A 15,460-nucleotide genomic window follows, 5' to 3' on the forward strand; every position below is an offset into this window, starting at 1 on the left:
GCAAGTACGCTGGCCGCGTGGGCATGGTGATGGCGGTGTCGTTCGAGCGGTACGGGCGGCTCTACTACCTGGACCCCGGCCCGCATCGTCCGCGCGTCGGGGACAAAGTGCTGGTTCCGACCGATGACGGTCCGGAGGTGGCGGAGTGCGTCTGGGCGCCGCAGTACGTCACGGAGGAGATCGGCGGGCTGCCGCTGTGTGAGGGTGTCGCCACGGCCGCGGACCTGGACCGGGACGAGCAGAACCGGCAGCGGCGGGCTGACGCGCGGGTGATCGCGAAGCGGCTGATCCGGCAGCACGGGTTGCCGATGAAGGTGGTCGGGATCGACTTCGTCGACCGCCGGGCGGACGTGGACCAGCTGGTCATCGTGTACTTCTCCGCGCCGCACCGGGTCGACTTCCGCGAGCTGGTGCGCGACCTGGCTCGCGGGCTGCGCGCCCGGATCGAGCTGCGCCAGGTCGGTGCCCGCGACGAGGCCCGGCTGCAGGGCGGGATCGGGCCGTGTGGACGGGATCTGTGCTGTGCCACCTTCCTGAAGGACTTCGAGCCGGTCAGTGTGCGGATGGCCAAGGACCAGGATCTGCCGCTCAACCCGCTGAAGATCTCTGGGGCGTGCGGCCGGCTGATGTGCTGCCTGAAGTACGAGCACCCGCTCTACCAGGAGTTCAACGCGAAGGCGCCGGCGACCGGGACCCAGGTGGAGACCCCCGCGGGTGATGGAGTGGTGGTCGGACACAACGTGCCGAGCGACACCGTGGTGGTGCGGTTGGCGGCGTCGGGCCGGCGCTGTGCGTGCAGTCGTGCGGACGTCTGCTCGCCGCGCCAGCAGTACGAGGCCTCCAGTACGACGACCCCGGACGCACCGCCGATCGAGCCGCCGATGGACGTCGTACCGGCGGAGTCACTGGAGACAGCGACACCGGAGGCAGCGTCACCGGAGGCAGCGTCACCGGAGAAGGAGTCGCCGGAGGAGCGTCGCCGGCGGAAACCACGGCGGCGCCGGCGCTTGCACCACGACGACGAGGGAGACACCCCGCAGTGAGTTACCGCAGGACAACCGCGCTCCCCACTCCGCAACACAAGAGCCCCCTCGCGAAGCGAGGGGTTGCTCTGTTTGCGCTCCTGGCGGTGCTGGCGAGCGGATGTGGCGTGGCGAGCCGGGCCCAGGACTCGGGCGACGGCACGACCGGCGGGTCGACCGGCGGCAACCCGACCAAGGGACCGGCGGGCCCGGTCCCGGCCGGGCTGGAGAAGTTCTACGAGCAGCAGCCGGACTGGGAGCGCTGCGGCTCCAACCAGCAGTGCGCGACCATCACCGTGCCGCTGGACTACTCGAAGCCGACCGGCCAGACGATCGAGCTGCGGGCGCGCAAGGTGCTTGCCCGGGACCGGACCGGCAAGATCGGCACGCTGTTCATCAACCCGGGTGGGCCGGGCGCCTCGGGGGAGGAGTACGCCGCGTCGGCCGGGTTCGCGCTCGGTGCGCAGTTGCTGCGGAAGTTCGACGTGATCGGCTGGGATCCGCGCGGGGTGGCGCGGTCCACGCCGGTGCGCTGCCTGGACACGGCGCAGATGGACAAGTTCATCGCGGCCGACGGCAGCCCGGACAACGAGGCCGAGATCACCGAGCTGAACGACGAGGCGAAGATCCTCGCGAACGGGTGCCAGCAGCGCTCCGGTGAGTTGCTGCCGCATGTGTCGACCAAGGACGCGGCCCGCGATATCGACGTACTGCGGGGAATCGTCGGCGACTCGGAGTTGTACTACCTGGGCATGTCGTACGGCACCTACCTCGGCGCGACGTACGCCGAGCTGTTCCCCAAGAACGTCGGCCGGCTGGTGCTGGACGGCGCGGTGGATCCGTCGAACACGTCGAAGCAGGACCACATGGCCCAGGCGAAGGGCTTCGACACCGCGCTGGACGCGTTCGCGGAGGACTGTGCGCAGCGGTCGTGCCGGCTCGGCAGCACCAAGCAAGAGGTGCTCGCCAAGGTCGACAAGCTGATCAACGACAGCGACGCGACTCCGCTGCCGGGTGACGGGAAACGCCAGGTCACCCAGGCCCTGGTGGTGCTCGGGATCATCTTCCCGCTGTACGTGAAGGACTTCTGGCCGCGGCTCGAGGACGCGGTGCTGGACGGGCTGGCCGGCAACGGCGCCCGGCTGCTGGCGCTCGCCGACCAGTACACCAACCGCGAGCCGAGCGGCTACGCCAGCAACAACAACGAGGCGATCTACGCGGTGAACTGCCTGGATCGCCCGGACCTCACCTCGATCGCGCAGGCGAAGTCGGAGGAGGCGGAGTACAAGGCGGCGTCACCGCGGTTCGGGCAGTTCCTGCTCTGGGGATCGCTGGCCTGCGCGAACTGGCCGGTGAAGCCCCAGGACAAGCCGCACCCGATCAAGGCGGCCGGGGCGAAGCCGATCGTGGTCGTCGGCACCACGCGCGACCCGGCGACGCCGTACGAAGGGGCCGTCGGCCTGGCGGGCCAGCTGGAAAGCGGTGTCCTGGTCACCCGGGACGGCGACGGCCACACCGGCTACAAGGCCGGCAACGCCTGTGTCGACAACGTCGTGGAGAGCTACCTGCTGCAGGGCACCGCCCCGACCGCCGACATCAAGTGCTGACGGCGGGTCAGCCCGGGCGAGTGTCGTTGGGCGCCGTCGGCAGCTGAAGCGTCTTGGTCGCCTGCTCGAGGACGGCGCGCAGCGCGGCTTCGTCCTTCGGGCGGCCGCCGACGGTGATCTCGACGGCAGAGTTCTTGCCGCCGTCGGTGGAGATCCAGCGGGACAGGCCCATCCGCGGCCCGCGGGTCTGGTCGACGTACGTGTAGACCAGGGTGCCGTTGTCGCGGCTGAGCACCTTCAGGTCCCGCTCGTCGATGCTGCGGGCGCGGCTCTCCACCTGCTCGGCGGGGGACCGCGAGCTGCCCCGGGTGTCGAACCGGATCTGCCAGACCCCGGTCGAGTCCACGAACCGCGGCCGGGTGCCTTCCTGGGTGCTCTTCCAGCCGGTCGGGACCTCGGCGGACACCGGATCACTCGAGGTGCCGAAGGTCTGCAGCGTGTACTGCAGCGAGCCTGCCTGCAGGCAGTCGGTGCACGCCGGTGTGCTGGGTGTGGACTGGTTGTTCACGATCCCGGCGGGGGTGTCGTTCCCGATCAGATCCCCGTTGATCGCCAGCACGGTGCCGAACACAGCTACGCCGACGGTCATTCCCGCCAGCGTCATCAGCAGCGCCTGGTGCCTGGGCGTGAGCATCCCGACCTCGCTTCCCATCTCTCCCGCCTGATTATCGACCACGAAGGGGGCGACCTCACAATTCCCGCGTACGCTGGCACGTCGTGGATCCCGCTTTCGACCAGGCACTGCAGCGGTACGACGCCGGTACGGCGGAACGCGCCGATCTCAAGCTGCTCACCAAGCACCTGCTGAAGCTCCTGGTCGCGAAGGCCCCCGGCCACGCGGTCGAGGTCCGGGTCCCGCCGTACGGCGCGGTGCAGTGCATCGAGGGACCCCGGCACACCCGCGGTACCCCGGGAGCCGTGGTCGAACTCCCGCCGGAGCTGTGGATCGACCTGGCCCTCGGCCGCACCACCTGGCCGGACGCCCGCGCCAGCGGCAAACTCCGTGCCAGCGGTGAACGCACCGACCTGAGCGAACTCCTGCCGCTCGCCTGACAGCAGCACCGGACCGGGGAAGATCGACGCCGTGGGCAACCAATAGGTCCGGGAGGAAGTAAAAGGGTTCCTTCCGGGGCGACTGCGCATGTCACTATGTGCCGGTGGCATCACGTGTCCGCGAACGCCTTTCCCGGCTGCGCGTCGATCTGACTCCCTGGCGCGGTTCCCGCGACTTCCGCATCCTGGTGATCTCGGGCTCGGTCTTCTATCTCGGCGGCATGGTCGGGTACGTCGCCCTGCCGTATCAGCTGTACCAATTGACGCATTCGAACTTCGCCGTCGGCGCGATGGGCTTGGTGACGATCGCGCCACTGGTCGTGTTCGGCCTGTACGGCGGAGCGCTCGCGGACCACGTCGACCGGCGGAAGATGCTGATCGGCACCGGTATCGCCCAGGCCGTCATTTGTGCCCTGCTGCTCGCCAATACCCTGCTCACCAATCCGCAGGTCTGGCTCATCTATCTCTGCGGTGGTCTCAACGCGATCGCCTCCTCGCTGCAACGCCCGAGCCGGGACGCACTCTTCCCGCGGGTGGTGAAACACGAGGAGATGCCCGCGGCGGTCACACTGAACGCGCTGACCCTCCAGGTCGGCCAACTCGCCGGCCCCGCGCTCGGCGGCGTCCTGGTCGCGACGGCCGGTGTCGCCTGGGCGTTCTCGGTCGAGCTCGCCGGCCTCGTCGTCGCGACCCTGCTGTTCCTGCGGCTGCGTCCGTACAAGACGAGCGAGCACAGTACGCCGCCCAGCCTCCGTGCGATCGGGGCAGGGATCACCTACGCCTTCCGCCGCCGGGATCTGCTCGGTACGTACGCCGTCGACATGGTCGGGATGTTCCTGGCGATGCCGATCGTGCTGTTCCCGGCCTTCGCGACCGAGGTGCTGAAGGAGCCGACATTGCTCGGTCTCCTCTACAGCGCGGAGGCGATCGGCGCGATGGTCGCGACGCTGACCAGCGGCTGGGCCCGCCGGGTGCATCACCACGGCCGGGCCGTCGTGCTGGCGACGATCACCTGGGGAGCATCGGTCGGCATCGCCGGGCTGGCGCCGAACATCTGGTTCGCGATCGCGTTCTTCGCCGTCGCCGGCGGCGCGGACATGATCTCCGGGTTGTTCCGCGCGGTGATCTGGAACCAGACGATCCCCGACGAGATGCGCGGTCGGCTGGCCGGGATCGAGATGCTGTCGTACTCACTCGGCCCGCTCGGCGGTCAGTCCCGCTCGGGTCTGGTCGCCGACCTGACCAGCGTCCGTACGTCGATCGTCAGCGGTGGCGTGCTCTGCGTCGCCGGAGTGGTCGCGACCGCCGTCTGGTTGCGGGACTTCTGGGGGTACGACGCCCGCACCGACGAACATGCGGTCAGGGAACGGGAGTTGCGCGCGGCCAGTTAGAGTCGACTCACCATGCGTATCCGTCCTGTAGTCCTGGTTGTCGCACTGCTCGCCGTGGCGGGCTGCGGGGGTCCTGGCAACGAGACCGCACCGAACGTGCCGCCGCTCGTGTCGGTGAGCACGACGCCCACCGAGACGCCGTCGGAGACCCCGTCACCCAGCACTCCGCCGACGGCGAAGGTCGCGGAGACCCTGTGCGTGCGGATGGACCAGCCGCTCGTGCAGTCGACGCTCGGGGTGCCCGTGGTGACGCTCCAGACGAAGGCGGCGCCGGCCGAGTTCGGTCTGCCGACGTACGACGTGTGTCAGTTCGGACTGAGCACCAGCCCGAACGGTCCGGTGCTGCGGGTCGGAGTTTCGGTGCTTCCGGCAACAAAGGCGACGCTGGCGGGTGCGCAGAAGGCCTATGCGGCGACGAAGGGTGAGCCGGCTAAGCCCGCGGTCGTGGGCGAGGGCGGCTTCGGGACCAGCACCTTCGTGGTGTTCCTGCTGGACGGCCGGCTCTACAAGGTCAGTGGTCCGCCGGCCACGCTGGCGAAGTACGTCGTGCTCGGGCAGGAGGTCGTCCGGCAGGCGCCCGGGCTGCCCGAGCCGCAGCCGCTGATCGCCCGGCCGGACTGCGAACGTGGGTCCTCGGCGGCGGAGAAGGTGCTGGGTGCGCCGGCGATGGTCCGCCGCGACGGCCAGACCGCGCTGGGTGACCTGGTCTGCGGCTGGGTCAACCCCACCAGCGTGCTCTCGACGTCGGTACGGCGTACGCCGAACGCGGAGGCGTTGATGCAGCCGATCCGCAAGGCCCCGACGTCACAGTCGATCCCGCTCGGCGACGAGGCCTACGTGGACACGGTCACCGGCCGCACCACGATCCGGGTCGGCGCCGACAAACTCGTCGACCTGGTCCCGCTCCCGGCCCGCGCGATCGACCCGGACACAATGACCGCCTTCGCGCTGGCGATGTCACCGCTCTACACACGCTAGGTGCGACCTCGTCGCAGGTTGCGGCGCCCGTGGTGCTGGGGATGCCCCCTCGTCCTACCGCGCCCTAGGAAGTCTCGAGCGGACTGAGGTAGCCGACCAGGGCTCGGTTGAGCTCGGTGATCCAGCGTTCGCGGTCGGAGGGTGGGGCGGTGACGATCGTGCCGAGGAGGGCGGCGAAGATCTGGGTGGCGACGGCTGCGGCGGTGTCGCGTTGCTCGGCGGGCAGGCCGGGGACGCGGGCCGCGATGATCTCCGCGACGCGACCGGTGACGGCCTGCTGGAGTGCTCGGGTGGGTGCGGTCAGGCGGTCGGGGAGGTCGCCGCTGCTGAACAGCGCCTTGAAGCCGGGGTTGGCGAGGTTGACCTCGACCATCGGGCGGATCATCCGGTCGACCATCTCCGGCAGCGGCAGTTCCACCATGCTCAGGTCGAACGCCTTCTCGTGGGCGGCCTTCAGCTCGGCCCGGTAGCGCTCGGCCAGCGCCTCGGCGAGCGCCTCTTTGTTGGCGAAGAACTGGTACAGCGTGCCGGGTGAGACGCCGGCCTGTTTGGCGATCGCGTTGGTGGTCGCTTTCGCGTACCCGGCCTCGGCGAACACCACCGCGGCCGCGTCGGTCAGCTGCTCCATCCGCCGCTGCCCACGCGCCTGCCGCCGCGGTTCCTCGGGCATGCCGCACCCTTTCGTTGACAAACACGAGCAAATGCTCGTATTTTTCCGTATGCGAGCAACTGCTCGTGTTTCGTCATCCTACCGCCGCCGGCTCCGGAGGTCTGTCCGTGCCCGACCGTCTCACCACGACTCGTCCGCGACTCAGACCGTCCGCCGCGCCCCGTCCGCCGGTGCTCGATCGGCTCGGCCGGCTTCTGGTTCGGCGCCGTCGGCTCATCGCCGTTCTCGCGATCGTGCTCACCGCGCTGCTGCTCGCCGTGGCCGCCGGCGCGCTGAACGCGTTGTCGCTCTCCCGGATCGCGGATCCGGCCTCGGAGTCGGACCGCGCCCGGCGGATCCTCGCGAGTCAGTTCGAGACCGGCCCACCGAACCTCGCGTTCCTGGTCACCGCTGACAACGGCACCGTCGACGACCCCGCCGTCCGCGCGGCGGGCCTCGAACTCACCGCGGAGATCGCCGACGGCGCCGGCGTCGCCGAAGCGGCGTCGTACTGGTCGCGCGGGGACAGTCCAGCCCTGCGCAGCAAGGACTCGCGTCAAGCGCTCGTGCTCGTTCGGGTGCCCGGAGATGTCAACGAGGCCCGTGCTCGCGTCGGCGAGCTGGCGAAGGAGTTCGCCGGGCAACGTGATGGCCTGACCGTGCAGTCCGGCGGCCAGGACGAGGTGTTCCGGGAGATCGGCGCGCAGGCCCGTGAAGACTTCCTGCGGGCGGAACTGATCGTTCTGCCGATGGTCCTGATGCTGTTGATCCTGATCTATCGCAAGGTCGCGTTGGCCCTGGTGACGTTGGGAGTCGGCGTCTTCGCGGTCGCCGGGGCGCTCGCCGGGCTGAGGGCGATCGCCGCGTTCACCGAGGTCTCCACCTTTGCCGCGAACCTTGCCCTCGTCATGGGTCTTGCCCTCGGCGTCGACTACTGCCTGTTCGTGATCGCGCGGTTCCGCGAGGAGTTGGCCGGAGGCGCGGACGTGGCCGACGCTGTGGTCGGGGCTGTTCGCACGGCCGGCCGGACGGTCTTCTTCAGTGGTCTGACCGTCGCCATGTCGTTGCTCGCTCTGCTCCTGTTCCCGTTGTCCTTTCTGCGCTCGTTCGGGTACGCCGGTGTCCTCGTCGTCGCCGCGGCCCTCGTCGGTGCGCTCGTGATCCTCCCCGCCGTACTCGCCCTCCTCGGTCGTCGCGCGGCCGGAACTGTTGCCCAACGGACCGAGGGGCGATGGTTTCGTCTTGCCCAGCAGGTGATGCGGCGTCCAGCGCTCAGCGGTGGCGCCATGCTGGCGGTGATCTTGCTGCTCTCGGCACCGGCTCTCGGGCTCCGTCTCGGGCTGCCCGACGCGCGGATCCTGCCGGCCGACGCGAGCAGCCGGATCATGGCCGACCAGGTCCGGGCCAACTTCGGGCAGGAGGAGTCCGATGCGTTGTACGTCGTGATGCCGACGACACCTGAGGTCACCGCGCTTCCGCCGTACGCCGAGACGCTGTCGAGGCTGGACGGTGTCGCACAGGTGGACACGTACACGCGGAACGGCGGCTCCTACCTGACGGTCACGCCGACCCAGGCTGCGCTCGAAGGTGACATCGCCGGATGGGTCGAGCGGGTGCGAGCGGTCGAGTCGCCGTACGACGCGGTCATCGGCGGGACTCCGGCCGAGATGGTGGACTGGCGGTCGGCGTTGACCGAGCGGATCCCGTTGGTACTGGGGCTGATCCTGCTCCTGAGCTTCGGGGTGCTCTATCTCGCGACGGGCAGTGTGCTGCTGCCGTTGAAGGCGACCGTGCTGAACTTGCTCAGTCTGGCCGTGATGTTCGGCGTGATGGTGTGGGTGTTCCAGCGCGGGAACCTGTCCGGGCCGCTCGGGTTCACCGCCACCGGGGTGCTGGAGGCGAGTATGCCGACGCTGATGTTCTGCATCGTCTACGGGCTGTCGATGGACTACGAGGTGTTCATCGTGTCGCGGATCCGGGAGGAGTACCTGCGGACCGGCGACACGGTCTCGGCGGTGGCGACCGGGTTGCAGCAGTCGGCTCCGTTGGTGACGACTGCGGCCGCCGTACTGGCGTTGTCGTTCGCGGTCTATGCGACCGGTGGAGTCGTCTATCTGAAGATGATCGGGATCGGTATGGCGGTGGCGGTGCTCGTGGATGCGACCGCGATCAGGGGCGTGCTGCTGCCCGCGTTCATGAAACTCGCCGGTCGGGCGAACTGGTGGGATCCGGTCACATCACTTCGGCGATCGTGGCTATTGCTTCGGTGAGTTCGGTGGGGGTGCGGGCGGCGTACCCGAGGACGAGGCCTGGGGCGTGCGGGAGTTGGCAGTGCCAGGAGAGTGGGTGGGTCTTCACGCCTTTCAGCAACGCGGCCGCGGCCAGGTCGACGTCGTTGACCGGTGCGTCGAAGGTGATGGTGAGGTGAAGGCCGGCCGCGGCGCCGTGAACTGTTGCTGAGGGCAAGTAGTTGGTGACGGCGCGGACCATGGCGTCGCGGCGGGTGCGGTGCCGGCGGCGGAGGAAGCGGAGTTGGCGTTCGAGCTCGCCGGACTCCATCAGGTGCGCCAGGGTGAGCTGTGGGAGCGCCGCGTTGCCGAGATCGGCCAGGCGCTTCATCCCGATCAGGTCGTGCTTGTACGCCGGCGGCGGCAACATCCACCCGATCCGCAGCGACGGTGCGAGCAGCTTCGACACGCTGCCCGCGTAGATGACCTGGTCGGTCAGCATCGCCCGCAGCGCGGGAACCGGCGGCCGGTCGTACCGGTGCTCCGCGTCGTAATCGTCCTCCATGATCAGCCCGCCCTCGGCAGCCCACTGGATCAACTCCCGCCGCCGCTCCCCGTCCAGTACGACGCCAGTCGGGAAATGGTGTGCCGGAGTCACCATCACCACCCGGGCACCGGATTCGCGGAGGAGGTCGACCCGGAGACCGCCGTCGTCGACCGGGATCGGGGGTGTGTCGAGACCCCAGTTCTGCAGGTGCTGGCGGGATCCGAGCGAGCCGGGATCCTCGACGGCCATCTCGGTGATACCGCGGGACTTGAGGACCTGGGCGACGAGGCCGATCGCCTGGGAGACCCCGGCGACGATGATGAGGTCGTCGGGATGGGCGGTGACGCCGCGGTTGCGGGCCAGCCAGTTGGCGACCGCGCGACGTAAGGCCGGCGTACCGGACGGGTCGCCGTACCCGAACTCCGCCGACTCGAGATCGTTCAGGACGGCTCGCTCGGCCCGGAGCCAGGCCGTCCGCGGGAAGGCGGCGAGATCCGGCACGCCGGGTGTCAGATCGATCCGAGCCGGCGCCGCCCGCAACGTGTCGAAGACGTCGAGACCGGGCTGGGGCGCGACTGCCGAGGTCTTCGCCGTGGATGCCGAGTGATCAGGTGTGGCGCCGATCGGGACGGCGACGACGACTGTGCCGGCGCGACCTTGGCCGGCTACGTGGCCGTCTTCGGTGAGGCGCTGGTAGGCCTCGGTGACGACGCCGCGGGAGATCTGCAGCTCGGCCGCGAGGACGCGGGTGGCAGGCAGCCGGCTGCCGATCGGGAGCCGGCCGTCCGAGATCGCGGCCCGGAGCCGCTCGGTCAGCCAGTCCGACAACCCACCCGCCGGTGCCTCCGCCGGATCCAGCTGCAGGAAGTCGGCTCCCGCTTTGGACCGGCCAATTTCGCCCTGATTGGACCTGTTCACTAGTCCATAGTGGCGGCAGCGTGGAGATATGGGAACTGACTACGTGCACGGTTACACCCCCGCCGAGACCCGTCGGCTGACCGACCAGGCGCAGACGCTCGCCGACCTGCTGCACGCCGGGACCAGCTACCCGGCCGGGAGCCGCGTACTCGAAGCGGGCTGCGGCGTCGGCGCGCAGACCGTCCAGCTGGTGACCCGCAGCCCCGGCATCGACCTCGTCTCGGTCGACATCTCCGAGGAATCACTCGCCCAGGCCAAGGCCCGGGTCGCGGCGATCGGTGCGGAGGTCGACTGGCATCACGGTGACCTGTTCGACCTGCCCTTCTCCGACGCATCCTTCGACCACGTCTTCCTCTGCTTCGTCCTCGAGCACCTGCCGAACCCGCACGAGGCATTGCTCCGGCTGCGTGGGCTCCTCAAACCCGGCGGCACGATCACCGTCATCGAAGGCGATCACGAGTCGGCCTTCTTCCACCCTCGGAGCACGGCGGCGCAAGCCGTCATCGACTGCCTCGTCGACCTCCAGGCCGCATCGGGCGGCGATGCCCTGATCGGCCGACGGCTACAGCCGCTGCTCAAAGACGCCGGGTACGACGACGTGCGGGCCTGGCCGTGCACCGTCTACGCCGACGAGACGCTGCCGCACCTGGTCGACGGGTTCACCCGGAAGACCTTCATCGCGATGGTCGAGTCGGTCCGGGAGCGGGCCATCGCCGCCGGGATGCGAACGCCGGCCCAATGGGCGCAGGGCATCCGCGACCTGGAGAAGGCCGCGGAACCCGGCGGCACCTTCCACTACACCTTCTTCAAATCGGTAGGCCTCAGATGATCACTCTTTTGATCCTGGCCGGACTCATCGGCTGGGTACTCGAACGCAACCACCGCAAGCAGATCTGGCCGTCCACACCGGGTATCGCGCGCAACGCCGTACCCGATCGGGATCTGGAGCGGGTGGTCGCCGACGTGCGTGCACGCGACCAGTTCATGAACTCCTGGTAAACAGGGGGTATGGCGGCGACCGAGCAGGTGGAGATCGAGACCAAATACGACGTGGACGAGCGGGTCAGCGTGCCCGCGTTGCATGGACTTCCCGGCGTCGTACGGGTTTCCCGGCCGGTCACGTTGGAGCTGGAAGCGGTGTACTACGACACCGACACGCTGGGCCTTGCGGCCAACCAGGTGACCCTGCGCCGGCGGTCCGGTGGTGAGGACGACGGCTGGCACGTGAAGTTCCCGAAGTCCTCGGGTGAGCGGCTGGAGGTCCATCACCCACTCGGCCGCTCGTTCCGCAAGGTGCCGATCGCGGTGGTGCGGACGGTGCGGGTCCATGCCCGCGACAACGAGCTCGTCCCGGTCGTGACGCTGAGCACCAAGCGCGTCGTCCGGCGGCTGTTCGACGAGAGCGGGAATGTCCTCGCCGAGCTCGCCGACGACCGTGTCACCGCGACCGTCGCACCCGAGCTCGACGGAGCCGAGCCCGAGACCTGGCGCGAGTGGGAGTTCGAGCTCGTCAGCGGTGACGAGGAGCTGCTCGCAGCCGCCGGCGCGTTGCTGGGGTCCGCGGGCGCGACACCTGCGGTGGGGCCGAGCAAGCTGGCCCGGGCCCTCGGCGACCGGGTGCCGGCGCGTGCCGAGTGGGAGCTGCCCGACAAGCCCCGGACCTCGGACCTGTTCCGGGCGTACGCCAGTGCCCAGGTGCAGGCGATCCGCGACCGGGATCCGGAGGTACGGCGTGACGTCCCGGACTCGATCCACAAGTTCCGGGTGGCGACGCGCCGGCTGCGGTCGGCGCTGGCGACGTACCGGCCGGTGCTGGACCGCGAGGCGGGCGACCAGATCCGGACCGAGCTGAAGTGGCTGGCCGGTGAGCTCGGCGTCGCGCGGGATGCCGAGGTCCAGCGTGAACACTTCGCCGCCGAGGTCGCGGAGCAGCCGGTCGAGCTGGTGATGGGCCGGGTCGCGGGCCGGATCGACGACCACCTGCGAGGTGTGTACAAGGAGGGCCGGGCGGGTGCGCTGGCCGCGTTGGAGAGCGAACGCTACTTCCGGCTGCTGGACACGCTCGACGAGCTGATCGCGCAGCCGCCGCTGGCCGGCCACGATCGCAAGGCGGCCAAGCAGATCCACAAGCTCCTCGACCACGACTGGAAGCGGATGCGGAAGGCGGTCCGCCGCTCCGAGGTCGCCGAGACCACCGGGGAGCAGGACCACGAACTCCACGAGGTCCGCAAGGCCGCCAAGCGACTCCGGTACGCCGCGGAGTCCGCCGTACCGGCCCTCGGCGACGACGCCGCCGACCTCGCCGCCCGCGCCGAAGAAGTCCAGGAAGTCCTCGGCGCCCACCAGGACTCCGTCGTCTCCCGGGACCTCCTCCGCCAGTTGGCCGTCCAGGTCCACCTCGACGGCGGCAACGCCTTCACCTTCGGCCGCCTCCACGCCGCCGAAGAACAACGAGGCACAGACTCCCGAGACGCCTTCTACGAACTCTGGCCCAAGCTCAAACTCGCCTGAAGAACTCATACCCACGCGACGCTCCGCGCGGCTCCTTCGTCGCCGTGCTACGCGCCGCTCCCACCCACCCCACGGCGCGCTCATCGCGCTTCACTCACGCGCTACCGCGCGGATCGACCACCCCGTGGACGCGCCCGCGCGCATTCGCCGAGCGGACCCAGGCACCAGAGCAGGCGAGCAAGGCGTCAACCAGACCGTCGGAACCCTCGGCGGTCTGGAGCACCATCGGCGCAGCTCCGTGTTCGTGCATGAAGTACGTATTAGCTCGAATCGTGCGGTCAGACACGTGCCAGCCGGTCGCCCTGCACACCCAATCAAAATCCTCTTTCTTCTTTTGTTTTTCGTGTGTTCGTTGCTGTGCTCTGAACGTGGAAGACGGACCCGGGCGGGAGGGTGCCGGGTCCGTCTTCAGGGGCGGGGGTGGGGCTGCCAGGCAGGTTCGCGTGGAAATCAGCAGGGCCTGCCTGACAGGTCTCTAGTGCTGCACCGCCTTCTCGGCGCCGGCACCGGTGAGGGAGCGGACCTCCATCTCGGCGAACTTGTCCACGTTGGTCTGCTCCTTGCTGGTGACCGTGCCGAGCCAGCCGAGCGCGAACGCCAGCGGGATCGAGACGATGCCCGGGTTGTCCAGCGGGAACCAGTGGAAGTCGATCCCGGTGTCGGTGATCATCGACAGGCTCGCGCCGGTCTTGGCGTCCACCTTGCCGGAGACGACCGGGCTGAACGCGATCAGGATGATCGCCGAGCCCAGACCGCCGTAGATGCTCCACAGCGCGCCGCGGGTGTTGAACCGCCGCCAGAACAGCGAGTACAGGATGGTCGGCAGGTTCGCGCTGGCCGCGACCGCGAACGCCAGGGCCACCAGGAACGCGATGTTCTGCCCGTTGGCGAAGATGCCGCCGATGATCGCGACCGCACCGATCACCAGCGCGGTGATCCGGGCGACCCGGACCTCGCCGTCGGCGTTGACCTGGCCCTTCTTGATCACCTGGCCGTAGACGTCGTGCGCGAACGACGTACTCGCGGTGATGGTCAGGCCGGCCACCACGGCCAGGATGGTGGCGAAGGCGACCGCGGAGATGACGCCCAGCAGGAGCTCGCCGCCGAGTTCGAAGGCCAGCAGCGGTGCCGCCGAGTTCGCCTTACCGGGAGCGGCCCTGATCGCGTCCGGTCCGACGAGGGCGGCGGCGCCGTACCCGAGGACCAGGGTGAACAGGTAGAAGATGCCGATGATCCAGATCGCCCAGCTGACGCTGCGGCGGGCTTCCTTGGAGTTCGGCACCGTGTAGAAGCGCATCAGGACGTGCGGCAGGCCCGCCGTACCGAGCACGAGGGCCAGCGCCAGCGAGATGAAGTCCAGCTTGCTGATGCCGGTCGCGCCGTACTGCAGACCCGGGTTGAGCAGCTTCTCGCCGGCCGCCGGGCTGTTGTCGACAGCGGCGCCGAGCAGACCGGACAGGTTGAAGGCGTACTTCGCCAGCACCCACAGCGTCATGATGCCGGCACCCACCACCAGCAGGACGGCCTTGATGATCTGCACCCAGGTGGTGCCCTTCATCCCGCCGACCAGCACGTAGGTGATCATGATCAGGCCGACCACCGCGATCACCAGGCTCTGCCCGGCCCGGCCGTCGATGCCCAGCAGCAGTGCGACCAGACCCCCGGCGCCGGCCATCTGCGCCAGCAGGTAGAAGAAGCAGACGCCGAGGGTCGAGATCGCGGCCGCCATCCGGACCGGCCGCTGCTTGAGCCGGAACGACAGTACGTCGGCCATCGTGAAGCGGCCGGTGTTCCGGAGCAGCTCGGCGACCAGCAGCAGGGCCACCAGCCATGCCACCAGGAAGCCGATCGAGTAGAGGAAGCCGTCGTACCCGTTCAGGGCGATCGCACCCGCGATCCCCAGGAAGGATGCGGCGGACAGGTAGTCACCGGCGATCGCGATACCGTTCTGCGGCCCGGTGAAGGACCGGCCGCCGGCGTAGAAGTCGGCCGCGGTCCGGTTGTTCCGGGACGCCTTGATCACGATCGCCAGCGTCGCGATCACGAACAGCGCGAAGATCGCGATGTTGACGGTCGGGTTGCCGATGTCGGTTGCCAGCGGCAACAACAGGGGGGCGCTCACTGGTCAACTCCCTCGATCTGGTGGCGAAGCCGCTCGGCATCGGGGTCGACCCGCTTGTCGGCCCAGCGGACGTAGATCATCGTGATGGCGAAGGTCGAGACGAACTGGCCGAGCCCGAACAGCAGCGCGACGTTGATGTTGCCGGCGACCTTCGTCGACATGAAGCCGGGCGCGTAGGCGGCGAGCAGGACGTAGAGGAAGTACCAGACCAGGAACAGCCCGGTCATCGGGAACACGAAGCGCCGGAACCGGCGACGCAACTCGGAGAAGTCCGGGGACACCTGGACGTCTCGGTACGTCGACACTTCCGGATCGCCCGCGGATCGCGTTGTGTCGCTCATTCGCGGGACCTCCAGACGGATCAGGCCGGGCGGAGACCGGCAGGGGTTGCTGGTCCGTACTGTGGTCCGGCTCACGCTGCACAAACAGCATCC

At 69.1% G+C, this 15,460-nt stretch carries 15 protein-coding genes; 9 read left to right on the forward strand and 6 right to left on the reverse strand.

All coding sequences use genetic code 11. From position 1 onward, the window contains the following. The first annotated feature begins 23 nt into the window (after positions 1-23). Positions 24-1,043, forward strand: coding sequence for a stage 0 sporulation family protein (locus tag ACGFIF_RS33600; protein WP_393160229.1), 1,020 nt, complete (start codon positions 24-26; stop codon positions 1,041-1,043). A 107-nt stretch (positions 1,044-1,150) separates the two neighbouring features. Further along, positions 1,151-2,629 (forward strand): alpha/beta hydrolase, encoded by a 1,479-nt coding sequence (locus tag ACGFIF_RS33605; protein WP_393160112.1) that lies wholly within the window; start codon positions 1,151-1,153, stop codon positions 2,627-2,629. 7 nt (positions 2,630-2,636) lie between these two features. On the opposite strand, the gene ACGFIF_RS33610 is transcribed toward ACGFIF_RS33605, so the two are convergent. Beyond that, positions 2,637-3,263 carry a hypothetical protein gene (locus tag ACGFIF_RS33610; RefSeq protein WP_393160113.1) on the reverse strand — a complete coding sequence of 209 codons (627 nt, stop codon included), beginning with the start codon at positions 3,261-3,263 and terminating at the stop codon, positions 2,637-2,639. 83 nt (positions 3,264-3,346) lie between these two features. Here ACGFIF_RS33610 and ACGFIF_RS33615 point away from each other — a divergent pair, with 83 nt between their 5' ends. The 3 genes from ACGFIF_RS33615 (at position 3,347) to ACGFIF_RS33625 (ending at position 6,051) form a co-directional block, all read left to right on the forward strand. Beyond that, complete coding sequence (locus ACGFIF_RS33615) at positions 3,347-3,682, forward strand: sterol carrier family protein (RefSeq protein WP_393160114.1); 336 nt, start codon at positions 3,347-3,349, stop codon at positions 3,680-3,682. Positions 3,683-3,786: 104 nt separating this feature from the next. Beyond that, positions 3,787-5,073: an MFS transporter gene (locus tag ACGFIF_RS33620; protein ID WP_393160115.1), complete on the forward strand. Its 1,287-nt coding sequence runs from the start codon at positions 3,787-3,789 to the stop codon at positions 5,071-5,073. A 12-nt stretch (positions 5,074-5,085) separates the two neighbouring features. Then, positions 5,086-6,051 (forward strand): hypothetical protein, encoded by a 966-nt coding sequence (locus tag ACGFIF_RS33625; RefSeq protein ID WP_393160116.1) that lies wholly within the window; start codon positions 5,086-5,088, stop codon positions 6,049-6,051. Positions 6,052-6,115: 64 nt separating this feature from the next. Here ACGFIF_RS33625 and ACGFIF_RS33630 read toward each other — a convergent pair whose 3' ends face one another. Continuing rightward, the gene (locus ACGFIF_RS33630) at positions 6,116-6,721 is read right to left on the reverse strand and encodes a TetR/AcrR family transcriptional regulator (protein ID WP_393160117.1); all 606 of its coding nucleotides are present in this window, start codon (positions 6,719-6,721) and stop codon (positions 6,116-6,118) included. A 107-nt stretch (positions 6,722-6,828) separates the two neighbouring features. Here ACGFIF_RS33630 and ACGFIF_RS33635 point away from each other — a divergent pair, with 107 nt between their 5' ends. Further along, positions 6,829-8,970: an MMPL family transporter gene (locus ACGFIF_RS33635; protein ID WP_393160118.1), complete on the forward strand. Its 2,142-nt coding sequence runs from the start codon at positions 6,829-6,831 to the stop codon at positions 8,968-8,970. Here ACGFIF_RS33635 and ACGFIF_RS33640 read toward each other — a convergent pair. Next, complete coding sequence (locus ACGFIF_RS33640; protein ID WP_393160119.1) at positions 8,933-10,393, reverse strand: PLP-dependent aminotransferase family protein; 1,461 nt, start codon at positions 10,391-10,393, stop codon at positions 8,933-8,935. The two genes, ACGFIF_RS33635 and ACGFIF_RS33640, sit on opposite strands and share 38 nt — an antisense overlap. A 28-nt stretch (positions 10,394-10,421) precedes the next feature. On the opposite strand from ACGFIF_RS33640, the gene ACGFIF_RS33645 reads away from it, so the two are divergent. Genes ACGFIF_RS33645 through ACGFIF_RS33655 form a run of 3 tightly spaced genes read left to right on the forward strand, consistent with a single transcriptional unit; the run spans position 10,422 to position 12,904 of the window. Continuing rightward, a complete protein-coding gene (locus ACGFIF_RS33645) occupies positions 10,422-11,222 on the forward strand; it encodes a methyltransferase domain-containing protein (protein WP_393160120.1) in 801 nt (266 codons plus the stop codon). Further along, positions 11,219-11,392, forward strand: a complete 174-nt coding sequence (locus ACGFIF_RS33650; RefSeq protein ID WP_393160121.1) for a hypothetical protein — start codon at positions 11,219-11,221, stop codon at positions 11,390-11,392. Before ACGFIF_RS33645 ends, ACGFIF_RS33650 begins: the two co-directional genes overlap by 4 nt. Before the next feature lie 9 nt (positions 11,393-11,401). Continuing rightward, complete coding sequence (locus ACGFIF_RS33655; RefSeq protein WP_393160122.1) at positions 11,402-12,904, forward strand: CHAD domain-containing protein; 1,503 nt, start codon at positions 11,402-11,404, stop codon at positions 12,902-12,904. Positions 12,905-12,998: 94 nt separating this feature from the next. Here the strand turns inward: ACGFIF_RS33655 and ACGFIF_RS33660 are convergent, their stop codons facing one another. The 3 genes from ACGFIF_RS33660 to ACGFIF_RS33670 all read right to left on the reverse strand — a co-directional run bounded on the left by ACGFIF_RS33660 (position 12,999) and on the right by ACGFIF_RS33670 (position 15,367). Continuing rightward, positions 12,999-13,130 (reverse strand): hypothetical protein, encoded by a 132-nt coding sequence (locus ACGFIF_RS33660; protein ID WP_393160123.1) that lies wholly within the window; start codon positions 13,128-13,130, stop codon positions 12,999-13,001. Positions 13,131-13,379: 249 nt separating this feature from the next. Next, the gene (locus ACGFIF_RS33665; RefSeq protein ID WP_393160124.1) at positions 13,380-15,026 is read right to left on the reverse strand and encodes a cation acetate symporter; all 1,647 of its coding nucleotides are present in this window, start codon (positions 15,024-15,026) and stop codon (positions 13,380-13,382) included. After that, positions 15,023-15,367: a DUF485 domain-containing protein gene (locus ACGFIF_RS33670; protein WP_393160125.1), complete on the reverse strand. Its 345-nt coding sequence runs from the start codon at positions 15,365-15,367 to the stop codon at positions 15,023-15,025. Before ACGFIF_RS33670 ends, ACGFIF_RS33665 begins: the two co-directional genes overlap by 4 nt. Between the last annotated feature and the right edge of the window lie 93 nt (positions 15,368-15,460).

Origin of the sequence: Kribbella sp. NPDC049174 (assembly GCF_043197365.1) — a bacterium.
GTDB lineage: Bacteria > Actinomycetota > Actinomycetes > Propionibacteriales > Kribbellaceae > Kribbella.

Bases quoted from the DNA above. Each gene is read 5' to 3' on its own strand.
- ACGFIF_RS33655 (WP_393160122.1), top strand. From the start codon at position 11,402: ATGGCGGCGACCGAGCAGGTGGAGATCGAGACCAAATACGACGTGGAC.
- ACGFIF_RS33610 (WP_393160113.1), bottom strand. From the start codon at position 3,263: ATGCTCACGCCCAGGCACCAGGCGCTGCTGATGACGCTGGCGGGAATG.
- ACGFIF_RS33650 (WP_393160121.1), top strand. From the start codon at position 11,219: ATGATCACTCTTTTGATCCTGGCCGGACTCATCGGCTGGGTACTCGAA.
- ACGFIF_RS33645 (WP_393160120.1), top strand. From the start codon at position 10,422: ATGGGAACTGACTACGTGCACGGTTACACCCCCGCCGAGACCCGTCGG.
- ACGFIF_RS33660 (WP_393160123.1), bottom strand. From the start codon at position 13,130: ATGGTGCTCCAGACCGCCGAGGGTTCCGACGGTCTGGTTGACGCCTTG.
- ACGFIF_RS33630 (WP_393160117.1), bottom strand. From the start codon at position 6,721: ATGCCCGAGGAACCGCGGCGGCAGGCGCGTGGGCAGCGGCGGATGGAG.
- ACGFIF_RS33600 (WP_393160229.1), top strand. From the start codon at position 24: ATGGTGATGGCGGTGTCGTTCGAGCGGTACGGGCGGCTCTACTACCTG.
- ACGFIF_RS33670 (WP_393160125.1), bottom strand. From the start codon at position 15,367: ATGAGCGACACAACGCGATCCGCGGGCGATCCGGAAGTGTCGACGTAC.
- ACGFIF_RS33625 (WP_393160116.1), top strand. From the start codon at position 5,086: ATGCGTATCCGTCCTGTAGTCCTGGTTGTCGCACTGCTCGCCGTGGCG.